Genomic DNA, 24,576 nt, shown 5'->3' on the forward strand with positions numbered 1-24,576 from the left:
GTTTAATTATCATCGTCGCCGCAGTACATGTATGAAGTAAAAAATATATACGAATATCAGATAAATGGAAGAGTGCGGAAAGATTATAGGCCATCCCTGAAAGTTAACTTTAGCTGTATTCTACCCTGTATTTAGTACACTGTCTAAGTAAATACTGGAACTTGAATCCTTTTTTTAGTGTCGGCAAAAAATGTCCATATTTGCGTGTTCGCATCATGCGCCGAGGGTTGGGATTTGTCCGGACTGCGAACCTTTACGAGGAAAGGCTGCGCGCCAAGCCCATACATTTACAGCTGCCAAAATTACCAAATAGATGTAAACCCCCGGTGAGATAAGAGTGAACATATAATGAAGGCCCGCCATTCCCATCAGGATAAAGATCAGTACAAATCCGCTAACTGAGAACTCCTTCTGCTTCGCCGCCTCGTATTTCTCCGAGAACGGAAGCGCCGGCGGCAGCACCCGGAAGCAGATTAACGCAAATAAAGGTAATGCAAGCATTACAGCGGCCAGATCCGGAAGAATCCGGGCTCCGAACAGCCAGAAGAAAACGGCTGACTCCAGAACAAACAACGGAAGCATAAGCCGCAGCAGCGCGGCCTTAAGCATTCCCCGGTACACGGGAGCTGTTTCGGGCAGCGGAATGGTTCTGTAAATCCAGGCACCCTTGTAGCTGGCAGAATAGCGGAGCATTTGTACTACAGTCAGCAGCAGCAGCGCACTGAGATAGATGAACAAATGGGCTTTGGATTCTGTATGCACCGCCGGATCACTGCTCCACACCTGGTTGAATATGAAGATAAAAGGCAGCACTAACGATAACCCGACAGTCGGATACACCTTTAGTTTGAAATCCCGTTCATTTCTCATCATTGCCCAGGTGAACCGGAAGAACATGGCCTCTGCTTTATCCCGGCATAAAAGTTCTGACAACAAGCGGGGATAGCGGCCACTGTCTTTACCGGCAGCCCCCTGCTCCGCCAGCTTCTGCAGGCTCCGTTCGAACAACGGCATCAGCTTGATATACGTATATAGCAGAATCAGCGGAATGATGACAGCCAGTACCGCCAGCACCGTAAACTCCGTCCCCCTGCTTCCACCCACCAGTACCTCAAACGGAGCAGCAAACCAGGCAGGTGCAATGAAGTATTGCCACCAGACGGGCTGGAAGGAGCCTGTCAGGTCTGTCATATTGAACAGCCGCGGAACCAGCTGGTACCCTACCGCAATCCCGATGGACAAAATAATTTGAATATAGTTGATGATATCCTTGAGTTTTTCCCCGTCAAAGACCCTCATAATCAGCAAATAGAGCAGCGCGGTAATCACAAGAATAAAACCATCCATCAGCAGAATTTCTACCGCATAGATCAGAAAAAACAGCACCCCTTGTTTAAACAAGGCAACTACAAGCGAGGGTGCCGTCAGGGTTAGCGTCAGCGAAACCAGATAAATCAGAACGTGGAGGCTCTTAGCCATGTTCAGCGTCCTGCGGTCCACCGGCTTGGAGAACAGAATGTTCTTGTCCCGTAAATCCAGCATGACTGAAGAGAAATCAGAGATCAGGGTGGTCGTGATCATAAACATAACAACTGCAAACAGCACACTCATGGTCAGCATGTAGTTGCTATCAGGTACAACGAAGAGGATCAGCATAAGTCCAAGCAATAGATAAATCCACTGTACCCGGAGAGGCGAACCCTCGGTTTCCTGGCCGCTCTTCTGTGTTCCAAGCACTGTCGGTGTCCGCCTTCCGTCCATGGTCAGCTTCACCTGCAGAATGCTGCGCAGCATCTCATAATCCACACCAGCCCTCTTGAATACGCCCTGCAGTCGGTCAAGCAGCTTCAATACCCGGAAATCATTCATGCGTAGCACCTTCTCCAAGAACGGCCACAAACTCGCCGGCGATATCCCGGTACTTATCGAATCCGGTCAACTGATTAAAGATATCCTCAAGCGACCCTTCCCTGCTCTGCTCCTGAAGCTGTGCGAAGGTTCCGTCCGCCACAATGTCCCCGCCATTGATCAGGATGATCCGGCTGCTGATTTTCTCCACGACATCCATGATATGCGAGGAATAAAAGATCGTTTTGCCTTGCGCCGCCAGTGAAGCGAAGATTTCCTTCACCACCATAACGCTGTTCGCATCGAGGCCGCTGAGCGGTTCATCGAGGAACAGAATATCGGGATCATGCAGCATGCTGGAGATAAGCAGCACCTTCTGTTTCATCCCTTTGGAATAGGAGGCAATCCGCATATCGTAGGCCTTTTCCAAATTCAGCAAGCCCATCAGCCGTTCTGCCTTGGCATCGGCTTCGTTCCGCTTCATGCCATACAGCTCGCCAATGAACGTCAGATACTCCCGGGCGGTCAGGCTGTCATAGAGCTCGGCAATCTCGGGCACATAACCGATTCTCCGCTTGTAGGCGGTATCTCCATCCGCGATATCCCTGCCAAAAATCCGTACCGAACCCGTGTAGCCATCCACCAGACCCAGCATGATTTTTACCGTCGTACTCTTGCCTGCCCCATTCGGTCCGATATAGCCGATAATCTGTCCCCTGTAAACTTCGAGGTCGATCCCCCGCAGCACCATCCGGTCACTGTAATTCATCCATAATCCTGATATCGAAATGACCGGTTCTTCGGTAAGTCCCATAACCTGCGCCCCCTTCAAAATTACGTTATCCAATTCCATATTTATGTAATTATTAACACAAATCCTATTCTATCAAATTTCACATCGTCCACCTATAAAGAATTGCAACATGGGTGAAAAGAAAACAGGAACGGCCAGTGGCCGCTCCATATAGAATCCCTATATTGTATTCTCACTCTGGCTTCAGACTGATTCTCTCCCGCTGCCGTGCGGATGCAAGGCAGGTTTCAAGCAGCAGCATGTTCTGTACCGGGTCATCAGCGGCAACCGCTGGCTCTGCTCCAAAGACAGCTGCAGCAAAATTATCGGCCTGCCGGACGTACGGATTGGCCCCCGTTGCCCGGGCACGTCTGACTTCCCCTGCGGCGTATACAAAAAATTCAGCATCGTCAAATCTGGCATTGAAAGGCATCGGAATCTCGATCCGCCCTTCTGTCCCGAGCACCTCCAGCAGTTGGCGGTTGTAGGCCCACATGCCGCAGTCGAAGATCAGACTGACGCCGCCCGGGAATTCGACCAGCCCGGAAGCCATCATATCTACATGATCATGCTCAGGGGAAAAGATCGCCTGGACTGTAACCGCCTCCGGCTCGGCGCCGAATAACAGCCGCGCCGCAGTGAGCGGATAGCAGCCGACATCGTACAAGGAACCTCCGCCCCATGCCGATTTGAAGCGGATATTCGAGGTGTCTTCGGCATCGTTGTAGGTAAAAGTTCCCCGTATGGACCGCAGTTCACCGATTTCACCACTGGCGATAATCTGCAGCACCTCGGCAATCCGCGGATGATGCCGGTACATATAGGCTTCAGCCAAATGCACCCCCGCCTTCCGGCAGGCTTCCACTATCTCTGCCGCCTCCCGGCTATTCAGGGCAATCGGCTTCTCGCACAGCACATGCTTGCCGGCTTCCGCCGCGCGGATCGCCCATTCCCGGTGCAGATGGTTCGGGAGCGGAATATATACCGCATCAACATTCGGGTCCGCCAACAGCTCCTCATAGCTGCCGTAAGCCTGCGGCACGCCAAATTCCTTAGCGACGGCACTGCTTTTGTCCAGTCCCCGGCTCGCTACCGCCTGAATCACGCCCGTCTCCGATTCCTGTATGGCCGGCATGACCGAGCCTGTCGCGATTTGCGCACAGCCCATGATGCCCCAACGCAGCTTTTGTGTCATCGGTATACACCTTCCCTTATCATAGATTTTCTGGCTGTCTCTAATGAAACAATATCACAGAATCCGGCATATCTCTAATAATGGAGGCGGTTATTACAGCAGGACATTCAGCAGAATTGCCGCACCCAGCACCACAATTCGGGCCACGCTCATCAGTACAAAATTTTTGACGGACAGTATGAAGGTGGTCGCCTTCTCCTGCTTGTGGGCAAACTTCGCAATATTCCGGCGCAGCGGAATCAAGGTCAGCAGCAGGAGCGCGGCCAACACCGGATTCACTCCCAACAGCAGCAGCACGGCAAGGTCTACATAGGAGACATAGTACAGCAGCTTGAACAGCAGAAGCGCGTTGCTTCGTCCGATATACACAGGCAGCGTGTACCGCCGGTTGTCCATATCATCCTCAATGTCGCAGATATTGTTGGCCAGCATAATTCCGGCAATCCCTAGAATCGCCGGTATGGAGAACCAGAAGAGATACAGCACTTCCAGGATGTTAACGTGCAGACTGACCCAGCCTTCGGAGAACAGGAGCGTCACCACACTTTGATCGGAGTGAATATAGGCCGAGATGAAAATGATCACAAAACCCATAAACAACCCGGAGAACAATTCGCCCAGCGGCATCCGTGAGATCGGTATCGGACCGAATGAGTACAGAATGCCTATCAGGAAGGACAAGCCGCCCAGCAAAAACACCAGCAGTCCGGTTTCGGCTACCAGCGCAATTCCACCGCCTACCGCAAGCACCAGAAGGACAGCAATGGTAACAACGACCGTACTCTCTTTCAGCTTGTGGCGAACGATAGCATTATGCGTTTCATAACCATAGCCATGAGTTTTGGCCGCTTTTTTAAAATCATAATAGTTGTTGATTGCCGTTGTTGCCATGTCGAAGCTGAGCAGGGACACGAACATCAGCACAAAACGCAGTACATAGAAATCCTCAAACCGGTACAAGGCGTACAAGGTCCCCAGCAAAAAAGGCAGCATGCTTGCCACCTTCGTCGGCAGCTCGACAAATCGTAAAAAACTTTTCACATTCACGTCCATACTTCCTTATCTGTCAAATAAATGCGGGGTAGAACAAGGTTTTTCTCCTTCTATTATCATTTAATAATCATTATCATCGAACTATTATACATCAAAATTCGACACATTAGGGAGAAAAGCGCTGCAAAATATTCCCTAATCGTGGTACACTATTCAATATGGTACTTATTTCCTATTCATTTAAATACATTAAAGGGGAGCATCATGAAGCTACGCAAAAAAATGATCATTTTCACTTTTGTTGTTGCCTTGCTTTCCTTAGGGGTTACTTACCTGCTTCTGCACCTCATCATGCTCAACCGCTTCGAGAAGCTGGATGAAGCCGCTCTGAAGGACAGCCTGGCGGATACACTCTCTTCCTACCAGGAGGATCTGCGGGATATGAAGACCGGATTGCTCAATTATTCACTCCGGGATGAGACGTACCGGTTTGTTGAACCGGGCAGTAAGTCCGAAGGTTCCATTGCGGCAGACGATGCTTTTATCCGCAGCACCTTCAATAGGACAACCTATGAAGTGAACCACTTCGATATGATTGCCCTGCTGGACAAGTCGGGACAGCCTCTATATGGAGGAATATATGATTCAAGCCTCAAGAGAATTTCCCTGTTGACACCGGAGCTTCAAACGCTATTAAGGTTGATGAATAGCCGGATACCTGCCTTTTCCGGTGCAAACGACAGTAAGTCCGGAATCGTGATGCTGGATAAAGGCCCAATGCTAATTACACTTACACCTATAGTCAACAGCCTCAGAGATCAACCGGTAATCGGTACCGCCATTGCCGGAAGAATGCTTCACCAGGAGGAAACCACCCATATCCGGGGGGAAGGCTCCTCCAGTATTCAAATTACAAGAGTGAGCTCAGAAGTACTGGCTCAGAGCAAGGGAAATACACTCTGGATGAGTCCGGTCTCCAACAGCATGATGTCGGCTCACACCATCGTAGATGATCTGTTTGGCAATCCGGGCGTGGTCATCACACTGAAGCAGCCCCGCCAGATCTATGAGAGCGGGCAGGAATCCATCTATAGCTTCCGGATATCCTTTTTTCTGATAACCGCTCTGAGCTGCCTATTGAGTCTGCTCTTCGTGAACCGCTCCATTCTGGAAAGGATGTCTTCACTGATTTCAAATATCCGCGCTATTGGCAGCAGTAAGGATCTATCCATCCGGATCCCCAGCACCGGAAAAGATGAATTCAGTGACGTGGAGCATGAGTTCAACCGGATGATTGATTCTCTGGAACAGGCCCAGGATGAGCTCAGGCAGCAATCCACGCTTGATCCGCTAACCCAACTGCCTAACCGCTCGCTCTTTTTTGCGAAGCTCAACGCTGCGATTGCCGCCGCGAAGGACAGCAGCCGGCAGATTGCGCTCGTCTTTATTGATCTGGACCATTTCAAGACCGTCAACGATACGCTTGGCCATGATTTTGGTGACGCTATGCTCAAAGAAACGGCCTTTCGGATTACACAGGCTGTCGGCCAGCATGATGTGGTGTCACGCCTTGGCGGCGATGAATTTACCATACTCCTCTCAGACATCCCCGATTCCGCTGCGATGGCCACTCAGCTAACGAGTATTCAGGAGGCTCTCTCCATGCCGCATCATATCCAGGGACACCTCCTCTATAACACAGCAAGCATCGGCATCAGCATCTATTCCCAAAATGGGGAGGACGCGGACTATCTGGTGAAGCAGGCCGATCTGGCGATGTTCCATGTCAAGGAGACGGGGAGAAACAACATTTTTCAATACTCCGAAGACCTGGAAAAGAGCATCCGGCGTAAAAAGGTGTTGTCCCAGCTGCTCCTGTCTGCAGCGGCTAAGGATGAGTTTGAGGTGCATTACCAGCCGATTCTCAGAAGTACGGACCTGGAGGTGCACAAAGTGGAAGCCCTTCTGCGCTGGACTACTCCTTCCCATGGGCCCATTTCTCCTGTAGAGTTCATCCCGCTTGCGGAAACGAGCGGCTCCATTGTCGGTATCGGGGGCTGGGTGCTCCGGCAGGTTTGCACTGATTTACAGAAATTCCGCGAGCAAGGCCTATTCCTAACAGCTGCGGTCAACATTTCAGGAGTCCAGCTGATGCAATCCGGGCTGCTGGATCTGCTGCAGGGTTTGCTGAATGAATTCGGGCTGCCCGCCTCCTGCCTGGAACTCGAAATTACGGAGAGTGTGCTGGTCTCCGGTGACAGCATCCTCCAGTCGCTGCAGCAGCTTAGGGCGCACGGCTTCCGTATATCGCTCGATGATTTCGGCACCGGATTCTCTTCCTTGAGCTATCTGCGGCGGTTCCCTGTCGATGTAATCAAAATTGACCGTTCCTTTGTCTCCGAAATGACCCCGGCACCCCAAGGCGACGTGCTGGTCAAAGCCATTATCGAGCTAAGCCATAATCTGGGGCTGTGCGTGGTGTCCGAAGGCATTGAGCTGCCGGAGCAGTTCGATATGCTCCGAAGCCTGGGCAGTGACGAGCTGCAGGGCTTCTATATCAGCAAGCCGGTTACAGCCAGGGAAATCCCTCCCTTATTATCACAGGAAAATTCAGAAAATGAACGGTTCCTTTATAGGCAAGGTTCTGGTGATATGATATGATAGGCAAGCTGATAACAGCACCCGCTCCGGGTGCTGTTATCCTATGCGAACACTTTTGAAAATTGGAGGCATTTATTGTTATGTCAGCGCAATCGCCAAACACTCAATCCGTCAAAATCGTCACCGCCGACCCTAGCGCCATCGGCCTGTTCGGATTGGCTATCGTTACCCTGGTCGCTTCTTCACAAAAGCTCGAAATTACAACAGGTCTTAGCTACTGCATCCCATGGGCAATCTTCCTCGGAGCCTTCGCCCAGCTGTTCGCATCCATTCAGGATGCCAAGCACAACAACACTTTCGGCATGACTGCTTTTGGAGCTTATGCATTCTTCTGGTTCGGCATGGCTGCAAGCTGGCTGATCAAGCTCGGAGTATTTGGAACAGTTCTGGCGGAAGGTGTAGATCCCAAACAGCTCGGATTTGTTTTTCTCGGATATCTGGTCTTCACACTATTCATGACGCTTGGTGCGGTAGAAGCAAACCGGGTGCTGCTCATCATCTTTGTGTTAATTGATTTCCTGTTCCTCGGCCTGACCATGGATTCCTTCGGGGTCGCTGCTGAATTCTTCCACAAGCTGGCGGCCTGCTCCGAAATGGCTATTGGTATTGTATCCCTTTACGGCTGCGGCGCATCCGTGCTTAACGCTCATTTTGGCCGCACCTTCCTACCGGTTGGAGCTCCGCTTGGGATCTTCAAAAAATAGTTTTTCCACCGCAACGGATAAATACAATCTGCTCTAAGGCAGAACGTGTTTATCCGTTTTGATTTTGTAGGAACATTGTAAGCTTTTCCCTTGCACAATGACGATAAAAATGACATGCTATAGAAACACCTGCGACATATATCGACATTTTCCTCTGGTGCAGGAACCCGGGCGAAACCTCTTTCAATCTGACGGCGTAGCTGTTTCTACTTGTGACAAATTTAATGTTGAATTTTTTCGATATCGGAGGCAATCCATGGCTTTCATTAATAAAAAGCCCTTAACCATCATCATCGGCTTCTTAGTCGTGCTTCAGCTGTCTCTGTTCTACTATTACTCTCTATCAGTAGAACGGGAATACCGGGCTGAGAAAGCCGATTTGTCCTCACAAGCAGTCATGCTAACATCGAATATTGAAGAACAAGTTTCGATTGTCAAAGGCGTCAGTTCCTTTATTCAAACGGTCGGCTTTGACGCTGATCCAATACTGATTAACCAATATTTAGTCACCACATACCACAATAATTCTAACAACGTTATGAATATCATGATCGCTCCGGACGGCCTCATCCATTATTTATACCCTCTCCCCGGCAATACAGCAATTCTGGGCAAGAGCCTGCTACTGGATTCGGCACTCTCCTCACCCGGGATGATACAGGAAACGATCCGCTCCCGCGGCATTACCATAGACGGACCACGGATACTGGCTCAGGGTGACTACGGTATGGTGATCAGGCAAGCCATCTATGAAAACAGCGCATTTGCCGGCATTGTCTCCGTCACTTTGAAGATTGACAACATCGTGAACCAGCTCCCGCTGAAGAACACCCAAATTTCAGTTACTGCAGACGACCATACCTTTCTGTTCGGCAACCCTTCCCCTGCGGAAGAAACGCAGCTTACAGTTCCTGTTACCGTCTACAATCAGCACTGGCTTATGAGCATCCCAGTACCCTCACAGAAAAAATGGGAGGTGCTGCGCAGCGTACTCTGGATCGACATCGCCTTCTTGCTGGTCATCGCATTTATTCTGTATATCTTCTGGCATCAGAGCCGCTTCAACCGTGAACTGGAACGGGTGGTCAGCATCCGTACACGCGATCTGCGCGTATCCAAACGTCTGTATGAGAAGCTTGCGCATTACGACAGTCTGACTGAAATACCCAACCGGCGTTATTTCATGGACGAATTCGAACGCTTGCTGCAATCTGCAGAGCTGACCCAGACCTATACGCTGTTCTTTTTCGATCTCAACCGGTTCAAGGAAATCAATGATACCCTGGGACACTCCATCGGGGACCAGGTGATCAAGACCCTTGCCAGCCGGCTGAAAGGTGGCCCGCTGCCCTTCAAACTGTTCGCGCGCACCGGCGGTGACGAGTTCGTCATGATCTTCTCCGACCTTCCCAGGGAGGACATTCGCGTCATAGCCGGCCAGATCAGCGGACTGATCTCGGAGACGCTGCTTATTTCCGGCGCGCATTTGAGCTTATCGACCAGTATCGGTGTCTCCCTGTATCCGGAGCATTCGCTGAACAAGGATGATCTGCTGAAGTTCGCAGACATGTCGATGTATCAGGCTAAAACGCTGGAAGACGCCAATTTCTTCATCTTTGACTGGGAACTGCGCGAGAAGCTGGAGCAGAAGACGATGATCGCCAAATATCTGCACTCCGCTCTGGAACGTGAAGAATTCGTGCTTCATTATCAGCCGCAAATCAACGCCGTTACCGGTAAAATGATCGGCATGGAGGCGCTGATTCGCTGGAACCATCCCGAGAAGGGCCTGATAGGACCGGGGACCTTCATTGCTGCCGTGGAAGAAGCCGGACTCATGATTCAGCTTACGGACTGGGTCATCCGCGAGGTCTGCCGCCAGCTCTGTGAATGGAGAGCGATGGGCTTGCCGCTGCTTCGGACCTCAATCAACATCTCCAACAGCTGGTTCTACAACCGCAACCTGATCGAGAATTTGCTTGCTGTTCTTGACCATCATGGACTGGAGACCAGTGTGCTGGAGTTCGAGATTACGGAGAGCACTGCGCTCCTTGAAGAGCATTATCCGCTGCTGCAGCAGATGCGCGATCATGGCATAGTCGTCTCGATCGATGATTTCGGAACCAAATATTCTTCGCTGAACTACCTGAAGCACTTTCCCGTGAACAAAATCAAGATTGACCGCACCTTCATTACCGGCATCGGTGTCAGTTCGATTGATGAAACGATTATCAAATCCATTGTATTCGTCGCCTCTCAGCTCGGTTATGATCTGATCGCCGAAGGCGTGGAGACGCAGGAACAGCTTGAATTCCTGATTAAGCATAATTGCCCGCATATCCAGGGCTTCTTGTTCTTCCCGCCGCTGCCTCCCGAAGATATTCATAAGGTTGCTTCATAAGCTATAGCCAGTATAATAAGAAGAACCGGCTGTGCCGTCCTTCAGGGGATGGCACAGTCTGATGTTAAGCCGAAAGGATTTTGAGAAACATGAATACGCTAACAACACCGGAATGGATTGTAACCATTGCCTTCGCTCTAATTCTTGCCCTGATCGCATTTCGCGTCATCCGCGGCATGCCGAATATGGCTGGAGATATTACCGCTTTCCGCAAAAGAACTTTGGTCTGGACACAGGTCGCGCTGGTGCTGACAGTTCTCCAGCTCAACTTCAAGGCAGGGGACTGGCGTTTTGGGATCATTCTTGGCCTCATCGTGCTGTTCACCGGCAGTATTTGGCTGGCCGCCCGCCATTATGACCTACGCCGTCCAGAGGTTGTTGAATCTGCTGAGCAGGATGAAGGTAAAGAATAGCAGAAGCTGCTTGACTTCGACCCTATTATCTTATAAGCAGCTCCCGGCAGGGGGCTGTTTTTGTATAAAGATAAGAATTTATAGGCTTCGCGCAATCCATTCTCCCCATCTTTCTTACTGTTCTACTTGATCAAGACTCCATGGATGCCCAATAAGTTCACGCTCAACTAATATTTTAAATTTGTTGTTCTATACCGTAGATTCTATGTACAATAAGCTAAAATAAACATTTTGTTCTATAGGGAGGCATTCTGTGACACACAAAAACAGCCACGGGGTCTACGGCTTCCGCTTCAGTGAGCCTGACCGTCTGTCACTCTGCCATCTTTTCGCAGTCGGACATGAGATCGTGACGGACTCCTCCTATCACTGGAACGGCATGAGCCGTACGGATGGACCACTGCTGCTGTTCCAATATACCGTAGAAGGACACGGAATGTTCGAGACGGATCTGGAGACCCACCGCATCGGGCCGGGCCGGGCGTTCCTGACTGAAATCCCAGGCAGCCACCGTTATTATCATCCCGGTGATTCAGTGCCATGGGAATTCTATTTCCTGCTCTTCCGGCCGAAGTCCCTCCTGCCTCTCTGGGAAGACATTAAGTCCAAGCTCGGAGCCGCTCCGGCCATTGTCCCCGGCAGCAGGCCGATCCGTATCCTGCGCGACATTGCCCGTGAAGCCCATTCGGGAAGAATTTCAGATCCCTACATGGCCTCCTCCCTGCTGCATCAATTCATGATGGAGCTCGGCAGACTCTCTCTGGGCGGACCACGGGACACAGTGGAATGGCCTGCAGCTATTCGGGATTCCGTCCAATTCATCGACACCCATTACAGCTCCATGATCGGCCAAGAGCAGCTTGCCGGGCAAATGGGACTCTCCAAATTCCACCTACTGCGTACATTTAGCAAATATGTCGGCCTGACCCCCAATGAATACTTGAACCGGACCCGGATTGAACGCGCTGTAGAACTCCTGGGAACCACCGATTGGAGCATTGAGACCATTGCATCCCAGGTCGGATATTCCAGCGGCAGCTACTTTATCAAGGTCTTTCAAAAGATGACGGGCCAGACTCCAGGCTCTTTCCGGTCCGAAAGCGGCGGGTTGAATTACAGCCGTCTCTTTTTCTGAGTTCCCTCCCTCTGCATAATTTCAAACCATTAAATCCCTTACTTTATTGTGGAATTCAACTTTTGAGGAAGCATACTTCCTCCCTCCATAACCATACTAAAGACATCTTGGATATCCATGGAGGGATAAGAGGAATGGGTAAACGAATGAACCTGCTGATGTTCAGCGGGGAGTATGACAAGGCAATGGCGGCGCTGATTCTAGCTAATACCGCCCGGGATATTGATGTCGAGGTCACGATGTTCTTCACGTTCTGGGGATTGTTCCTGGTCCGCGATCCGGACAAAATGACACTGGAGGATAAAACGATTTACGAAAAGCTCATGGATGTGATTACCCCTAAGGGGCCGGAGCAGCTTCCGCTCTCGCGGATGAATTTCAGCGGCCTCGGGAAGATGATGCTGGAGGAAATGATTGAGGATCAGGGAGCGCCGAAGCTGATCCACTTTTTGAAGGGGGCCCGCAAAAAAAACATCAAGTTCTACGCCTGTAAGCTGAGTGTTGAAATTATGGGCTTCAAGCCGGAAGAGCTCCTGCCCGAGGTCGAGATCATTGATGCCGCAACCTATCTGAAGGACGCGCTTGAAAGCGATATGCAGCTGTTCATCTAGCCAGATCCTTTCCGACTGGTTCTGGGCTTTAACCTATTTCTGCAAGCGGGCATATACTGGGGCCATACGAAGAAACGGCTTCGCCGGCCATTTAAGGACGGTATCCGTTTCAGCAGGAAATATAAGGATGATTGATGATGTGAAACCCATGCATCCTAATATTTTCAAGAAATTATTGGCTGGAGGGATTGTCCGTGCTGAGTATCCACCGCACTTCTACGGCAGAAGAGCCCGTTTCCTTGCAGGAGCATTTCGCAGCTTTTCGCGAGCATACGATTGGGGGCCGGCATGTGATTTCAACGCCCTATGGCCGGCAGCCGCTGCTCTATGCCGACTGGACAGCCAGCGGAAGGCTGTATGAACCCATAGAGCGTAAAATCCAGGAGAGCTTTGGACCCTATGTAAGCAACCCACATACAGAATCCAATACCACGGGGTTGACGATGACCGGGGCCTATAATGAAGCGCGGAGAATTATCAGGGACCATGTGAACGCCGGACCCGGAGATGCTCTGCTTTTCTGCGGCAACGGCACTACGGGCGCAGTGAATAAACTGATGCGCCTGATGGGCCTGAAACTTCCGGAATGGATGCAGGAAGAGTATCTCTGCCCCCCTGAGGACCGCCCGGTCATCTTTGTCAGTCATATGGAGCATCACTCCAATCTGCTACCGTGGCAGGAAGGCATCGGTGATGTCGTCACCGTCCCTGCCGGTTCAGATGGAACGATGGATCTACGGCAGCTGGAGCACCTGCTGATGCTCTACCGGAACCGCCGCTTCAAGATCGGCTCCTTCACTGCCTGCTCCAACGTGACCGGTATTCAGACCCCTTATCACAGGCTCGCCGCGGTGATGCACCGCCACGGCGGAGTTTGTTTTGTTGATTTTGCCGCCAGCGCTCCGTATATCCCCATCAACATGCATCCAGATGATCCGCTGGAGAGGCTGGATGCCATCTTCTTCTCGCCACATAAATTTCTGGGCGGCCCCGGCACAGGCGGAGTACTGGTCTTCGATGCAGATTTAAAGAGAGGCCGTCAGCCGGATGAGCCGGGCGGGGGAACGGTGGTATGGGTCGACGCCTGGGGAGGGCGCCGCTATATCCATACGGTTGAAGTCGGTGAAGACAGCGGAACTCCGGGGTTCCTGCAAGCCTTCCGTACAGCGCTGTGCCTGAAGCTGAAGGATGCCATGAACGGAGATGGCGGATTCATGATGGAGAGAGAGCACCAGCTGTGCAGCCGGCTGCTCGCCGGACTTGATTCTATCCCGGGCTGCACGATCCTTGCAGGAGAACACACCCGTCGCCATGGGATCGTATCCTTCAATGTACAGGGGATTCATTATAATCTGGTGGTCAAACTGCTTAATGACCGGTTTGGCATCCAGGCACGCGGAGGCTGCTCGTGCGCAGGACCTTATGGCCATCATCTGCTGGGTCTTGACCGGGAACGCTCGCGTGAATTTATCCAGGCGATTCATGCTGGCGACCAGTCGCTTAAGCCGGGTTGGGTCCGTCTCTCCCTGCACCCTATTATGACTGACGGCGAGGTGGAGCGGATGATAGGCGCCGTCGGCAGCATTGCCCGCCACATTGGCGTATGGCAGCAGGATTACCACTATAACCATATGACTAATAGCTGGCTCCACTTTGCCGAAGAAGGCGGAACCGGGACGGCTGTCCGCGAATTATTCGCGTTGTAGCGATTCACCGGCAGGAAGATTCTCCTCCCTTACCCGCGCGGCCCGGGCGAACCGGGCCTCAATGGCCTTAACCCCCCAGAGTGAGACTCCGATAAAGAGCAGCACGTAGAGGATTTCCCAGGGATGGCGGATGAACCGTTCCATATCATTTCCGATATAGGACACTGCAAACACCATGATGGCTTTGCCTGCGCACAGCGCAATCAGGTACGAGCGCAGCCGCATCTGGGCCAGCCCGGCAGCCATATTGATTACGACAAACGGTCCGACCGGGAATATGCTGAGCAGAAACACATAGCTGAAGCCGCTGTTACGGACCCAGGTCATGCTCTTTGCAACCTTGGGCCGCAGCGCCCACTTGCGCAAGTAGGGGTGCGAGGCGATTTTACGGATAATCAGGAACGTAGTTACACAGCCCGCAACCAGCCCGAGCCAGGAATACAAAAAACCCAGCCACAGCCCGTACACCGCCCCATTGAGTCCCACGATCGCAATCGTCGGCAAAGGCGGCACAAAGGATTTCATAAAGGTGAGCCCGACTCCGGGCAGAGGCCCCAGCGACCGGTATTGCTCCAATAGCTGCCGGAGGCGCTCCTCCGTAAGCCATGACATCATATCTAAATAAAACATAGGATTCCGCTCTCCTCATCCATAGTTGAAATGGCTTAACATTGAGCCTCAATTATACAATACTTTTCGCTGGATGCGGTGTCTTGACGCACATCGGATGGACAAGCGGTGAGAAGCCCGGCACGGGAATAGCCAAAAAAGGCCGCGATCCTAAGATCGCAGCCTTGTAACGCTTATGACAGCTCAGATATGTGTTTCTATGGCGGTAACTGGTTTGATTCCGGCAAAAAGCAGTGTCGTCACATGCTTGCGCGCATCGGCTGTGAGCAGCAGCAGCTCTTGAGAGCTTTTACCCGGATCACTGCTGATGAACTTCACTCTCGCTCCGTCCAGATCCTCCTGGATACTGGTAATGGAGTAACCCTGCCGCAGCAACGTGTCAACCTCCAGCCGTTCCTTGTCGAATTCGGCATATGCAGACATTAGACCACCCCTCCGCTGATTTCTGCTTGAGAGGGACGCGGCGCTTCCGCTTCAAAGCGTTTGCGGTGCAGGTATTTGCCGGACCCTGCCTTGCCTACATACTGCTTGTCGCGGATGACGAATTCCCCTCTGCTCAGCACGGAGACAGGCTCACCCTGGACCTCCATGCCTTCAAACGCATTGTAATCCACGTTCATATGATGGGTACTGGCAGAAAGGGTTCTTTTCACAGCAGGGTCGAAAATAACGATATCCGCATCACTGCCTACTGCAATGGTGCCTTTCTGAGGGAACAGCCCAAACAGCTTGGCGCTGGACGTTGAAATGATATCAACAAATTGATGAAGAGAAATGCGGCCTTTCTGCACACCTTCGGAATAGAGCACACTGAACCGGTCTTCAATGGTTGGTCCGCCGTTCGGAATTTTCGAGAAGTCACCCAGACCCAGATCCTTCTGCCCCTTGAAGTTAAAAGAGCACTGGTCGGAGCCGATCGTCTGCAGTGTGCCGCTCCAGAGCGCATCCCACAGCACATCCTGGTTCCACTCTTCGCGCAGCGGCGGGGACCAGACATATTTGGCCCCTTCGAAGTCGGGCTTCTCAAGCGCCGTCTGATCGAGGACCAGATACTGCGGACAGGTCTCTCCGTAGACACGCAGCCCTTTCCGGCGCGCTTCAGCAATCTTCCAGGCGGCTTCCGCACAGGTTACATGCACCACATAGAGCTGCGAATCGGTCAGCTCTGTCAGAGCAGCGGCCCTGCCGGTAGCTTCACCCTCCAGCTCCGGAGGCCGGGTCAAAGCGTGGTAGATTGGATCGGTGTTACCGGCAGCCAAGGCCTGCTCTACCAGATATTCAATCACATCGCCATTTTCGGCATGGACCATGACTAGTGCGCCTTCCCGCTTGGCGGCCTGCAGCGTCTTGTACAGTACGCCATCGTCGGCCTGGAACGTGTTTTTGTAAGCCATGAACACCTTCAGCGAGGTGATGCCTTCCTTCTCAATAATCTGCGGCAGTTCGCCGAGCACTGTATCGTTCAGCTCTGAGACCATCAGATGAAAGCTGTAGTCTATGACAGCCTTATCCTGCGATTTCCGGTGCCAGGTATCCACAGCCTGCTGCAGCGGCTGGCCTTTGGCAGTCAGGCAGAAGTCAATAACCGTTGTCGTCCCCCCGTAAGCGGCGGCAATGGTTCCGGTCTCGAAGTCGTCGGCGGTTACCGTGCCGCCAAAGGGCATGTCCAGATGGGTATGGGGATCGATGCCTCCTGGAAAGACATAATTGCCGGAAGCGTCAATGATCTCCGCACCCGGCGCTTCCAGATTCAGGCCAATTCCGGTGATTATCCCGTCTTCCACCAGGATATCTCCTTTATAGGTGTCTGCTGCGGTAACTATAATGCCGTTTTTGATGATCTTCTTCATCCTTATACCACCTCCGCTTCCGAGTACGAGCCGTTCAAACCACTGATCACCTGATTCCGCTGATTCCAGGTTAATGGCGCTGCCCCGCTGTCCAGAGCGACCATATCAATTGCACCGTCTGCCGGACAGACAATCGAACACAGATTGCAACCTACACAGTCTTCCTCACGCACTTGCAGAATCGCCTTGCCCTCGGCATTGGTCAGCATATCGATACATTGATGCGAGGCGTCCTCGCAGGCAATATGGCATTTATTACAGTTGATGCAGTTATCCTCATTAATCCGGGCCACTACTTTATAATTCAGGTCCAGATCGCCCCAGTTGGAGTATTTGGGCACTGACTTGCCGATCAGCTCTGTGACTGAAGCGAGGCCTTTGTCATCCAGATAGTTGTTCAGGCCGTCGATCATCTCCTCGACAATCCGGAACCCGTGATGCATCACCGCCGTGCAGACCTGGATGCCCGTTGAACCCATTAGCATGAACTCCACTACATCCTGCCAAGTGGAGATGCCGCCGATCCCGGAGATCGGCACACCTACACCGCGGTCGCGGGCACATTCAGCGACCATGCTGAGAGCGATCGGCTTCACCGCCGGACCGCAATAACCGCCGTGCGCCCCTTGCCCGCCCACATTCGGAATGGTATTCCAGCTGTGGATATCCACTCCGGCCAGGCTGTTGATCGTATTAATCAGACTGATCGCATCCGCGCCGCCCTTGACAGCATGGCGGGCCACCACCGTAATGTCGGTAATATTCGGTGTCAGCTTCACAATGACGGGAGTGGTCGCCACTTCCTTGACCCAGGTCGTCTGGGCCTGCACCAGATCAGGCTGCTGGCCGGAGGCAGCGCCCATCCCGCGCTCAGCCATACCGTGCGGACAGCCGAAGTTAAGCTCCAGCCCGTCTACACCGACAGCCTCGACCCGCTTGACGATTTCATGCCACTTCTCCTGCTTGGGTTCCACCATCAGGGAGGCGATAATCGCATGATTCGGAAATCTTTTCTTCGTTTCATAGATTTCCTTCAGGTTCACCTCAAGCGGACGGTCAGTGATCAGCTCAATGTTGTTAAAGCCCGCTACGCGCTGTCCGTTAAAATGTACAGCTGCAAAACGCGATGAGGTGTTAATCACCGGCTCTCCGAGCGTCTTCCACACCGCACCTCCCCATCCTGCCTCAAAGGCGCGCTGCACTTGGTAGCCTGTATTGGTAGGCGGGGCAGAGGCCAGCCAGAACGGATTGGGTGACTTGATTCCTGCAAGATCAATACTCAAATCTGCCATTAATGTTCCCTCCCTGTCATGTATGTCCGGCAAGAGCAACCGGTCTTGTATTCGCACAGCAACCCCAATTCACACGGCAGAGCCCAGCACGCTATCCTGAAGGCCCGACATTTGCTTCATAATGGCATAAGCAGCATCCTTGCCCTGCTGGGCAGCGGAGACCACCATCGCTTCACCTTTGCCCGAGCCGAAGACGATATCCCCGGCGGCATAGATCTGAGGATCGGAGGTCAGGCCGGTTCGCTCATCGATCTTAACGACGCCCCACTCGTGCTCCAGGCCCAGTGCTTCAATGAGGTCAACCCGCCGTTTCTGCCCGATGGCCACCACCACCGCATCCACCGGCATGAGGAATTCCGAGCCTTCCACAGGCACCGGTGTCAGACGCCCATCCTTGCCAGTCTCTCCGGTTAGCTTCATCTGGACACACTCCAGAGCAGTCACATTGCCCAGCTCATCCCCGATAATCCGCTTGGGCAGGGTCAGCCAGCTGAATTCCACCCCTTCCTGCTTGGCGAATTCATATTCAAAATCATAAGCCGTCATCTCCGCGAGTGTCCGGCGGTAGACCATCTTCACATTCGCCGCTCCCAGCCGCACCGAGCAGGTAGCCGCATCAATCGCCGTGTTGCCTGCGCCAATAACGGCGACCCGCTGGCCCATCAGCTCCAGTGCCGGAATGCCTGTCTTTGTGGTTTCCACGAGTTCTATAGCATCATAGACCCCGGAAAGCTTCTCTCCTTCAATACCCAGCGGCGGAACATAACCCATTCCCGCAGCCAGTACGATGGCATCATACCCGGCCTTCAGTTCTTCCACGGAGATATCAACGCCCACCTTCACCCCTGTACGGATCTCTACGCCCAGCTTCCCGACCTGCTCCACTTCCCACAGGGATATGGACTGCGGCAGCCGGAACGAGACGATTCCGTGTGTATCCAGTCCGCCCGCAAGCTCCTTCGCTTCATAGATCACCACACCATAACCTTCACGCGCCAGTTCTCTGGCCGCAGACAGCCCGGCCGGACCGCCGCCAATCACCGCGACTCTTTTGCCGTTCGGAACGCCCGCCTTAAATAACTCCACCCCGCTGTTGATCGCCCAATCGGTGGCATAGCGCTGCAGCAGCCCGATTTGGATCGGCGCAGAAGCGTCATTCAGCACACATGCCCCTTCGCACAGCTCCTCCGTTGGGCAGACACGTGCGCAGCTTGCGCCCACCGGATTGGCATCCATGATGGTTTGTGCCGAGCCCTTCAGATTGTCCGTGGCAATACGTTTAATGAAAGAAGGAATATTAATGCTGGTCGGGCAGGCCTTGATGCAGGGGGCATCGTAACAATACAGACAACGATTGGATTCTTCGATCGCACCTTTGCGGGTAAGGCCACGTTCAGCCTCGGCGAAACCCCGCATGAACATATCGGGCGTAAATGTGTTTAACGGAGAAGAGTGCTCCATCCGTATCCCTCCTTCTGTATGAGTGGTTTCCGCTTGAACTGCATGTTTGTGTTATATAATATAACATTATTACGAGTATTGCCTTAATATTTTACTTACTTCTCAGGATTATTGTAGTAAAATGAACAATAAACCTAATTTTATTTCTGTTTTCTTTTGGTTTAGGTTAACTATCCTAACACGTTATATTGAAACTATAGTAAATTCCATTTTTCGTTACATTAGACAGATTGTCTAATTTCAAAAGTGTATTTTCTACACCAGGCAGGAAGCCGGTCATACATCAAGCGAGGGGGAAGTTTATGGATTGGGAGCTTGTATTTACGATTCGTGATGCGCTGAAAAGACCGCTGTTCGCCGAAGCAGAAATCGCCGGTGGAAGAACCGGCCTGGGTCGGGCCATCCGCTGGGTGCATGTGCTGGAGAGCGCGAGCTTTGAAAGTCTGATCCACGGGGAAGAGATGATTCTGACCACCGGCATAGGGGCAAGCGCCGATCTGCCCTCTTCCTTATCTTTTATGCAGAATCTGATTGATAAGAACGCAGCCTGCTTATGCATTGAGCTGGGAGCCTATTTCAGCAGCATTCCGCAGGAAATGATTGATCTCGCCAACCAGCATGACTTCCCGCTGATCATTTTCACCCGCACGGTACGCTTTGTAGATATCACCCTTGACCTGCATTCCCTCATTATCAACCGCCATCACCGCATGCTTCAGGAGCTAGAAAGTATCTCCCGTGAGTTCCACCGTCTGACACTAACCTCTCAAGGTGCGCTCAAGGTTCTGCAATTATTATGCAAAAGCACCCGCACGCAAATTGTATATATGCAGCCGCAAGGGAAACCCCTGTTCTTCCCGGCGCTCCCGCCCGAGGAGCAGACTCCGCTCCTGAGCTTCTTCGAAGCCTTCGGTGAAGAGATGGAAGGCGTGCAGCCGGATGCTGCCCCTTATATCCGCGACTACGGCCACAAGACGATTGCTCTGAAGCCGGTAGGCGCGCTCGATCAGACCTGGGCTTATATTCTGATGGTCTGCAATCACAAGCCGCAGGAATTCGACTGTCTGCTGCTCGACTCTGCCTCACTGTCCATCGCACAGGAGCTGCTGCGCACACGGTATATGGAGGAACGGAAGCTATTCTCGGAGAATCTGTGGGTGGATGAGCTGATTGGCGGACGGACCCAGGATGACAACCGGCTCAAAGGGCTGGTCGGTCCCGACTTCAATATCGTGAATGAGCTGCCGTACCGCGTGTGCCTGATCGAAATCGAAAATCCCCGCGACGTGAAATGGAACAGCTCGGAGAACGACTGGGAGTCGATCACCTTTCACCTGTCGCTCATCCTGCGCTCCATCTTCGAGAAATACTCTCTGCGCCCGCTGATTACACTGAAGAATAACCGCCTCACGGTTATCGCCCTTGATATCCAGTCCAAGCTGCCGGGCAAGCTGCGGCTGCAGCAGGCACTGGATGCGCTGCAGCACATCCGTTCCGACGAGAAGCTGAAGGACCTGCAGCTCGTCATCGGAGTCAGCAAGTCCCACCGGGGTCTGAAACACGCCTATGCCGGTTACCAGGAAGCCGTACAGGCACTGTCTCTATATTCTTGTTATCAGAAGTCAATTCTGTTCTATGAAGAGCTCGGCGTCTTCCAGCTACTGCTGAGCCTGAATGACGGCAAGACACTGGAGAACTTCATCCGCAGCTATCTCGGCCCGCTGATCGACCACGATATGGCCAAAGGAAGCGAGCTGCTGCTGACCCTGCGCGTCTACCTCGACCACGACGGCTCGAAACAGATCGCCGCCCGGAATTTGTTCATCGTCAGACAGTCCCTTTACTACCGGCTGGACAAAATCACCGAGCTGCTGGGTGAAGACTTCATGCTTCCGGAGAACCGCATCTCCATCCAGGTCGCCCTGCGCGCCTATCAGCTTCTGTATCCCGAGAAATTCACTCTGCCCAGCTCCCGTTCAGCACAGCTGTAACGGTGTCGAGGATGAACTGGATATCCGCATCGGTGGAGGATAACGGAGGCGCAAGGGTAAGCACATTGTTGAAGCCAGCTACCGTATCGCCGTTTTTGCCGATGATCAGGCCTTTCGCTTTGCATTCGGCAATAATCCCCTTAACGACAGCCAGATCAGCGGGCTGCTTGGTGACCTTGTCCGCTACCAGTTCAATGCCAATGACAAGTCCGAAGCTGCGGATATCTCCCACCAGCTTATGGTTCAGCAGTTCAGCGAATCCGGCAGTCAGCTTCTTGCCCAGAATATCCGCGCGCTCCACCAGGTTCTCCTGTTCCAGGATTTCCAGATTGCGCAAGGCAAGCGCACAGGCTGCCGGATTACCGCCAAAAGTGTTCACATGGCGGAAATGCCCGTAGTCGTCACTGTTGTCCTTGAAGGCCTCGTAGATATCCTTGCGGACGGCCGTTGCCGACAGTGGAAGGTAGGCACTGGTCAACCCTTTGGCCATGGTGATTATATCCGGTTTCACGCCAAAATTCTGATGCCCGAATTTGCGGCCGGAACGCCCGAAGCCGCAGATCACCTCGTCAATAATCAGCAGGACTCCGTGCTTGCGGCAAATCTCCTGAACCCGGTCCAGATAAACCTGGTGCGGCACAATGACGCCGCCGCCGGTAATGACCGGCTCCATAATAACTGCCGCTACCGTCTCCACGCCTTCCCAGACGATCGTATCCTCAATAGCCTGCGCACTCTGAAGGTTGAATTCCTCCACGGTCATTCCCGCTGGACGTCGGTAGCTGTCCGGCGGGGCTACATGCAGAAACCCGCCGCTCAGCGGCTCGTATTTATATTTCCGCTGCGCCTGGCCGGTGGCCGAGAGCGCACCAAGGGAGCTTCCATGATAGCCCCGGTAGCGGGCGATGAATTTATGACGGTAATGCTGGCCGATCTGCTGCTGGTATTGGCGGGCGATTTTGAAGGCTGCTTCATTGGCTTCTGACCCGCTGTTGGAAAAGAAAATAACATAGTCGCCTTCCAGCCATTCATTCAGCTTCTCAGCTAGGGCAATTGCCGGCATATGGCTCTGCGTGAGCGGGAAATACGGCAGGCTAAGGAGCTGATTGTAAGCCGCCTCTGCCAATTCTTTGCGTCCATAGCCAACATTCACACACCACAGGCCGGACATGCCGTCCAGAAACTTGTTGCCGTCAATATCCGTCACCCATGAGCCGCTTGCTTCTACTGCGATCATTGGCGGATTCTTTTCATTGTAAGGGGTAATATTATGCCACAAATACTGCTGATCCTTTTGAATGGCCCGCTCGCTATCGTTCCCCAGGCTTTGCATGGCACTCTCTCCTCTCAACATTCCATAGTAGTCAATAACGTGCGGTAACCATTTTCTTGCGGGTATAGAACTCTACGCCGTCCCTGCCGTTCGCATGCAGATCTCCATAAAAGGATTTCTTATAGCCCGAAAAAGGGAAAAAGGCCATCGGCGCAGGCACGCCCAGGTTAACCCCCAGCATTCCCGCATCAATCTCTTCCCGGAATTCCCGGATCGCCTTAGCGCTGTCCGTATAGATGCAGGCTCCATTGGCAAAAGGGGACTGATTGGTCACGGCAATGGCCTCGGCCAGATCTTTGACCCGCACCACAGCCAGCAGCGGCGCAAAAATTTCATCCTGCCAGATCGTCATGCCCGGCTGCACACGGTCGAATATGGTCGGCCCGATGAAGTAACCCGCTCCGGCTGCCGCATGGTCCAGTCTGCCGTCCCGCACCAGCTCCGCCTGTTCCTTAATCCCCGTTTCGATATAAGCGATCGTACGCTCCTTGTTCGATTGGCGTATCACCGGGCCAAGAAACACTCCCGCATCCTTGCCGTTGCCGATCTTCAGGCCATCAGCCGCTTCACTCAGGCGGCTTACCAGCCTATCTGCAATCCCCTCATGCACAACCACCACAGAGCAGGCCATACAGCGCTCACCTGCTGAGCCAAAAGCGGCGGAAATGATGTTTTTGACCGCGTTATCGAGATCGGCATCAGGCAGTACTATAGAATGGTTCTTAGCCCCTGCCAGGGCCTGCACCCGTTTGCCGAACGATGTTCCGTGCTTATAGACATACTCCGCAACCGGCTGGGAGCCTACAAAGGAAATAGCTTTGACTTCCTCGTGCTCGAGCAGACCGTTCACCACCTCATGCGCCCCGTGCACCACATTCAGCACCCCAGGCGGAAATCCAGCTTCCGCAAACAGCTCGGCCAGCCTGTTCATCAGCAGCGGCGTACGCTCGGAGGGCTTCAGGACAAAGGTGTTGCCGCAGGCGATCGCCAGCGGGAACATCCAGCAGGGCACCATCATCGGGAAGTTGAATGGCGCAATGCCGCCGACCACCCCAAGCGGGTAGCGGTACATGCCTGACTCGACACCGGTAGCAATGTCCGGCAGCTGACTGCCCATCATCAGTGTGGGAATGCCGGCGGCAAATTCCACACATTCAATGCCGCGCTGCACTTCTCCAAGCGATTCCTCCAGGCTTTTGCCGTTCTCCAGCGTGATCAGTCCGGCCAGCTCGTTCCAGTGCTGAACCAGCAGCTGCTGGTACTGGAAGAAATAGCGGGCCCGGCGCGGTACAGCAACCTTTTTCCAGGAAGAGTACGCCTCTGCTGCCGCTTTCACCGCATCATCCAGCTCCTCCCGGCTGGAGAGCGGCACATAAGCGATGACCTCACCGGTCGCCGGATTGAATACTTCTTCCTGCTGTCCGGAGGAGGACTCCACCCACACCCCATTTACGTAGTTCTTTACTTTCTCCGTTTGCCTTACAAGCAGAGACATCTTCTGCACCTCTTTCCGCCTTCTGGGCTGCTGATTATAATAGATGACCGCCCATCCGGCGGTC

19 protein-coding genes are annotated in these 24,576 nt (G+C 52.9%); 8 read left to right on the forward strand and 11 right to left on the reverse strand.

Annotation, left to right across the window (positions count from 1 at the left end; translation table 11 throughout):
- Window positions 1–213: 213 nt before the first annotated feature.
- The 4 genes from A3848_RS24045 to A3848_RS24060 form a co-directional block, all read right to left on the reverse strand.
- Window positions 214–1,869, reverse strand: coding sequence for a hypothetical protein (locus tag A3848_RS24045; protein ID WP_074087392.1), 1,656 nt, complete (start codon window positions 1,867–1,869; stop codon window positions 214–216).
- Window positions 1,862–2,662: an ABC transporter ATP-binding protein gene (locus tag A3848_RS24050; RefSeq protein WP_074087393.1), complete on the reverse strand. Its 801-nt coding sequence runs from the start codon at window positions 2,660–2,662 to the stop codon at window positions 1,862–1,864. Before A3848_RS24050 ends, A3848_RS24045 begins: the two co-directional genes overlap by 8 nt.
- A 172-nt stretch (window positions 2,663–2,834) precedes the next feature.
- Complete coding sequence (locus tag A3848_RS24055; protein WP_074087394.1) at window positions 2,835–3,836, reverse strand: Gfo/Idh/MocA family protein; 1,002 nt, start codon at window positions 3,834–3,836, stop codon at window positions 2,835–2,837.
- Between the two features lie 93 nt (window positions 3,837–3,929).
- Window positions 3,930–4,883 carry a 1,4-dihydroxy-2-naphthoate polyprenyltransferase gene (locus A3848_RS24060; protein WP_074087395.1) on the reverse strand — a complete coding sequence of 318 codons (954 nt, stop codon included), beginning with the start codon at window positions 4,881–4,883 and terminating at the stop codon, window positions 3,930–3,932.
- 210 nt (window positions 4,884–5,093) lie between these two features.
- On the opposite strand from A3848_RS24060, the gene A3848_RS24065 reads away from it, so the two are divergent.
- The 7 genes from A3848_RS24065 to A3848_RS24095 all read left to right on the forward strand — a co-directional run bounded on the left by A3848_RS24065 (window position 5,094) and on the right by A3848_RS24095 (window position 14,460).
- Window positions 5,094–7,490 (forward strand): bifunctional diguanylate cyclase/phosphodiesterase, encoded by a 2,397-nt coding sequence (locus A3848_RS24065; protein ID WP_074087396.1) that lies wholly within the window; start codon window positions 5,094–5,096, stop codon window positions 7,488–7,490.
- 80 nt (window positions 7,491–7,570) lie between these two features.
- The gene (locus A3848_RS24070; protein ID WP_074087397.1) at window positions 7,571–8,194 is read left to right on the forward strand and encodes an acetate uptake transporter; all 624 of its coding nucleotides are present in this window, start codon (window positions 7,571–7,573) and stop codon (window positions 8,192–8,194) included.
- A gap of 256 nt (window positions 8,195–8,450) precedes the next feature.
- Window positions 8,451–10,595: a putative bifunctional diguanylate cyclase/phosphodiesterase gene (locus A3848_RS24075; protein WP_074087398.1), complete on the forward strand. Its 2,145-nt coding sequence runs from the start codon at window positions 8,451–8,453 to the stop codon at window positions 10,593–10,595.
- A gap of 89 nt (window positions 10,596–10,684) precedes the next feature.
- Window positions 10,685–11,008 (forward strand): hypothetical protein, encoded by a 324-nt coding sequence (locus tag A3848_RS24080; RefSeq protein WP_074087399.1) that lies wholly within the window; start codon window positions 10,685–10,687, stop codon window positions 11,006–11,008.
- Window positions 11,009–11,261: 253 nt separating this feature from the next.
- Entirely contained in the window at window positions 11,262–12,143 is an 882-nt protein-coding gene (locus A3848_RS24085) for a helix-turn-helix transcriptional regulator (protein ID WP_074087400.1), read from the forward strand.
- A gap of 134 nt (window positions 12,144–12,277) precedes the next feature.
- Window positions 12,278–12,754 (forward strand): DsrE/DsrF/DrsH-like family protein, encoded by a 477-nt coding sequence (locus tag A3848_RS24090; protein ID WP_074087401.1) that lies wholly within the window; start codon window positions 12,278–12,280, stop codon window positions 12,752–12,754.
- Between the two features lie 194 nt (window positions 12,755–12,948).
- Window positions 12,949–14,460 carry an aminotransferase class V-fold PLP-dependent enzyme gene (locus A3848_RS24095; protein WP_143192452.1) on the forward strand — a complete coding sequence of 504 codons (1,512 nt, stop codon included), beginning with the start codon at window positions 12,949–12,951 and terminating at the stop codon, window positions 14,458–14,460.
- On the opposite strand, the gene A3848_RS24100 is transcribed toward A3848_RS24095, so the two are convergent.
- From A3848_RS24100 to A3848_RS24120, 5 genes are all read right to left on the reverse strand, one after another.
- Window positions 14,446–15,090: a TVP38/TMEM64 family protein gene (locus tag A3848_RS24100; protein ID WP_074087403.1), complete on the reverse strand. Its 645-nt coding sequence runs from the start codon at window positions 15,088–15,090 to the stop codon at window positions 14,446–14,448. The two genes, A3848_RS24095 and A3848_RS24100, sit on opposite strands and share 15 nt — an antisense overlap.
- A 183-nt stretch (window positions 15,091–15,273) precedes the next feature.
- Window positions 15,274–15,513: a hypothetical protein gene (locus A3848_RS24105; RefSeq protein ID WP_074087404.1), complete on the reverse strand. Its 240-nt coding sequence runs from the start codon at window positions 15,511–15,513 to the stop codon at window positions 15,274–15,276.
- Entirely contained in the window at window positions 15,513–16,940 is a 1,428-nt protein-coding gene (gene hydA, locus A3848_RS24110; RefSeq protein WP_074087405.1) for a dihydropyrimidinase, read from the reverse strand. The genes A3848_RS24105 and hydA overlap by 1 nt, the downstream gene beginning before the upstream one ends.
- A 2-nt stretch (window positions 16,941–16,942) precedes the next feature.
- Complete coding sequence (gene preA, locus A3848_RS24115) at window positions 16,943–18,232, reverse strand: NAD-dependent dihydropyrimidine dehydrogenase subunit PreA (protein WP_074087406.1); 1,290 nt, start codon at window positions 18,230–18,232, stop codon at window positions 16,943–16,945.
- A gap of 69 nt (window positions 18,233–18,301) precedes the next feature.
- On the reverse strand, window positions 18,302–19,693 hold the full coding sequence (locus A3848_RS24120; protein ID WP_074087407.1) for an NAD(P)-dependent oxidoreductase: 1,392 nt from the start codon (window positions 19,691–19,693) through the stop codon (window positions 18,302–18,304).
- A gap of 302 nt (window positions 19,694–19,995) precedes the next feature.
- Here A3848_RS24120 and A3848_RS24125 point away from each other — a divergent pair, with 302 nt between their 5' ends.
- Window positions 19,996–21,684, forward strand: coding sequence for a PucR family transcriptional regulator (locus tag A3848_RS24125; RefSeq protein ID WP_074087408.1), 1,689 nt, complete (start codon window positions 19,996–19,998; stop codon window positions 21,682–21,684).
- Here A3848_RS24125 and A3848_RS24130 read toward each other — a convergent pair.
- Window positions 21,650–23,017 carry an aspartate aminotransferase family protein gene (locus A3848_RS24130; RefSeq protein WP_074087409.1) on the reverse strand — a complete coding sequence of 456 codons (1,368 nt, stop codon included), beginning with the start codon at window positions 23,015–23,017 and terminating at the stop codon, window positions 21,650–21,652. The genes A3848_RS24125 and A3848_RS24130 overlap by 35 nt on opposite strands.
- Window positions 23,018–23,048: 31 nt before the next feature.
- The gene (locus tag A3848_RS24135; RefSeq protein WP_074087410.1) at window positions 23,049–24,512 is read right to left on the reverse strand and encodes a CoA-acylating methylmalonate-semialdehyde dehydrogenase; all 1,464 of its coding nucleotides are present in this window, start codon (window positions 24,510–24,512) and stop codon (window positions 23,049–23,051) included.
- Between the last annotated feature and the right edge of the window lie 64 nt (window positions 24,513–24,576).

The organism is Paenibacillus sp. P32E (assembly GCF_001909085.1).
GTDB classification, from domain to species: domain Bacteria; phylum Bacillota; class Bacilli; order Paenibacillales; family Paenibacillaceae; genus Paenibacillus_AQ; species Paenibacillus_AQ helianthi.

Excerpts from the sequence above, each read along its gene's own strand:
- A3848_RS24080 (WP_074087399.1), top strand. The coding sequence starts at position 10,685 with ATGAATACGCTAACAACACCGGAATGGATTGTAACCATTGCCTTCGCT.
- A3848_RS24105 (WP_074087404.1), bottom strand. The coding sequence starts at position 15,513 with ATGTCTGCATATGCCGAATTCGACAAGGAACGGCTGGAGGTTGACACG.
- A3848_RS24065 (WP_074087396.1), top strand. The coding sequence starts at position 5,094 with ATGAAGCTACGCAAAAAAATGATCATTTTCACTTTTGTTGTTGCCTTG.
- A3848_RS24135 (WP_074087410.1), bottom strand. The coding sequence starts at position 24,512 with ATGTCTCTGCTTGTAAGGCAAACGGAGAAAGTAAAGAACTACGTAAAT.
- A3848_RS24075 (WP_074087398.1), top strand. The coding sequence starts at position 8,451 with ATGGCTTTCATTAATAAAAAGCCCTTAACCATCATCATCGGCTTCTTA.
- preA (WP_074087406.1), bottom strand. The coding sequence starts at position 18,232 with ATGGCAGATTTGAGTATTGATCTTGCAGGAATCAAGTCACCCAATCCG.
- A3848_RS24050 (WP_074087393.1), bottom strand. The coding sequence starts at position 2,662 with ATGGGACTTACCGAAGAACCGGTCATTTCGATATCAGGATTATGGATG.
- A3848_RS24125 (WP_074087408.1), top strand. The coding sequence starts at position 19,996 with ATGGATTGGGAGCTTGTATTTACGATTCGTGATGCGCTGAAAAGACCG.
- A3848_RS24090 (WP_074087401.1), top strand. The coding sequence starts at position 12,278 with ATGGGTAAACGAATGAACCTGCTGATGTTCAGCGGGGAGTATGACAAG.
- A3848_RS24070 (WP_074087397.1), top strand. The coding sequence starts at position 7,571 with ATGTCAGCGCAATCGCCAAACACTCAATCCGTCAAAATCGTCACCGCC.
- hydA (WP_074087405.1), bottom strand. The coding sequence starts at position 16,940 with ATGAAGAAGATCATCAAAAACGGCATTATAGTTACCGCAGCAGACACC.
- A3848_RS24130 (WP_074087409.1), bottom strand. The coding sequence starts at position 23,017 with ATGCAAAGCCTGGGGAACGATAGCGAGCGGGCCATTCAAAAGGATCAG.
- A3848_RS24055 (WP_074087394.1), bottom strand. The coding sequence starts at position 3,836 with ATGACACAAAAGCTGCGTTGGGGCATCATGGGCTGTGCGCAAATCGCG.
- A3848_RS24045 (WP_074087392.1), bottom strand. The coding sequence starts at position 1,869 with ATGAATGATTTCCGGGTATTGAAGCTGCTTGACCGACTGCAGGGCGTA.
- A3848_RS24120 (WP_074087407.1), bottom strand. The coding sequence starts at position 19,693 with ATGGAGCACTCTTCTCCGTTAAACACATTTACGCCCGATATGTTCATG.
- A3848_RS24100 (WP_074087403.1), bottom strand. The coding sequence starts at position 15,090 with ATGTTTTATTTAGATATGATGTCATGGCTTACGGAGGAGCGCCTCCGG.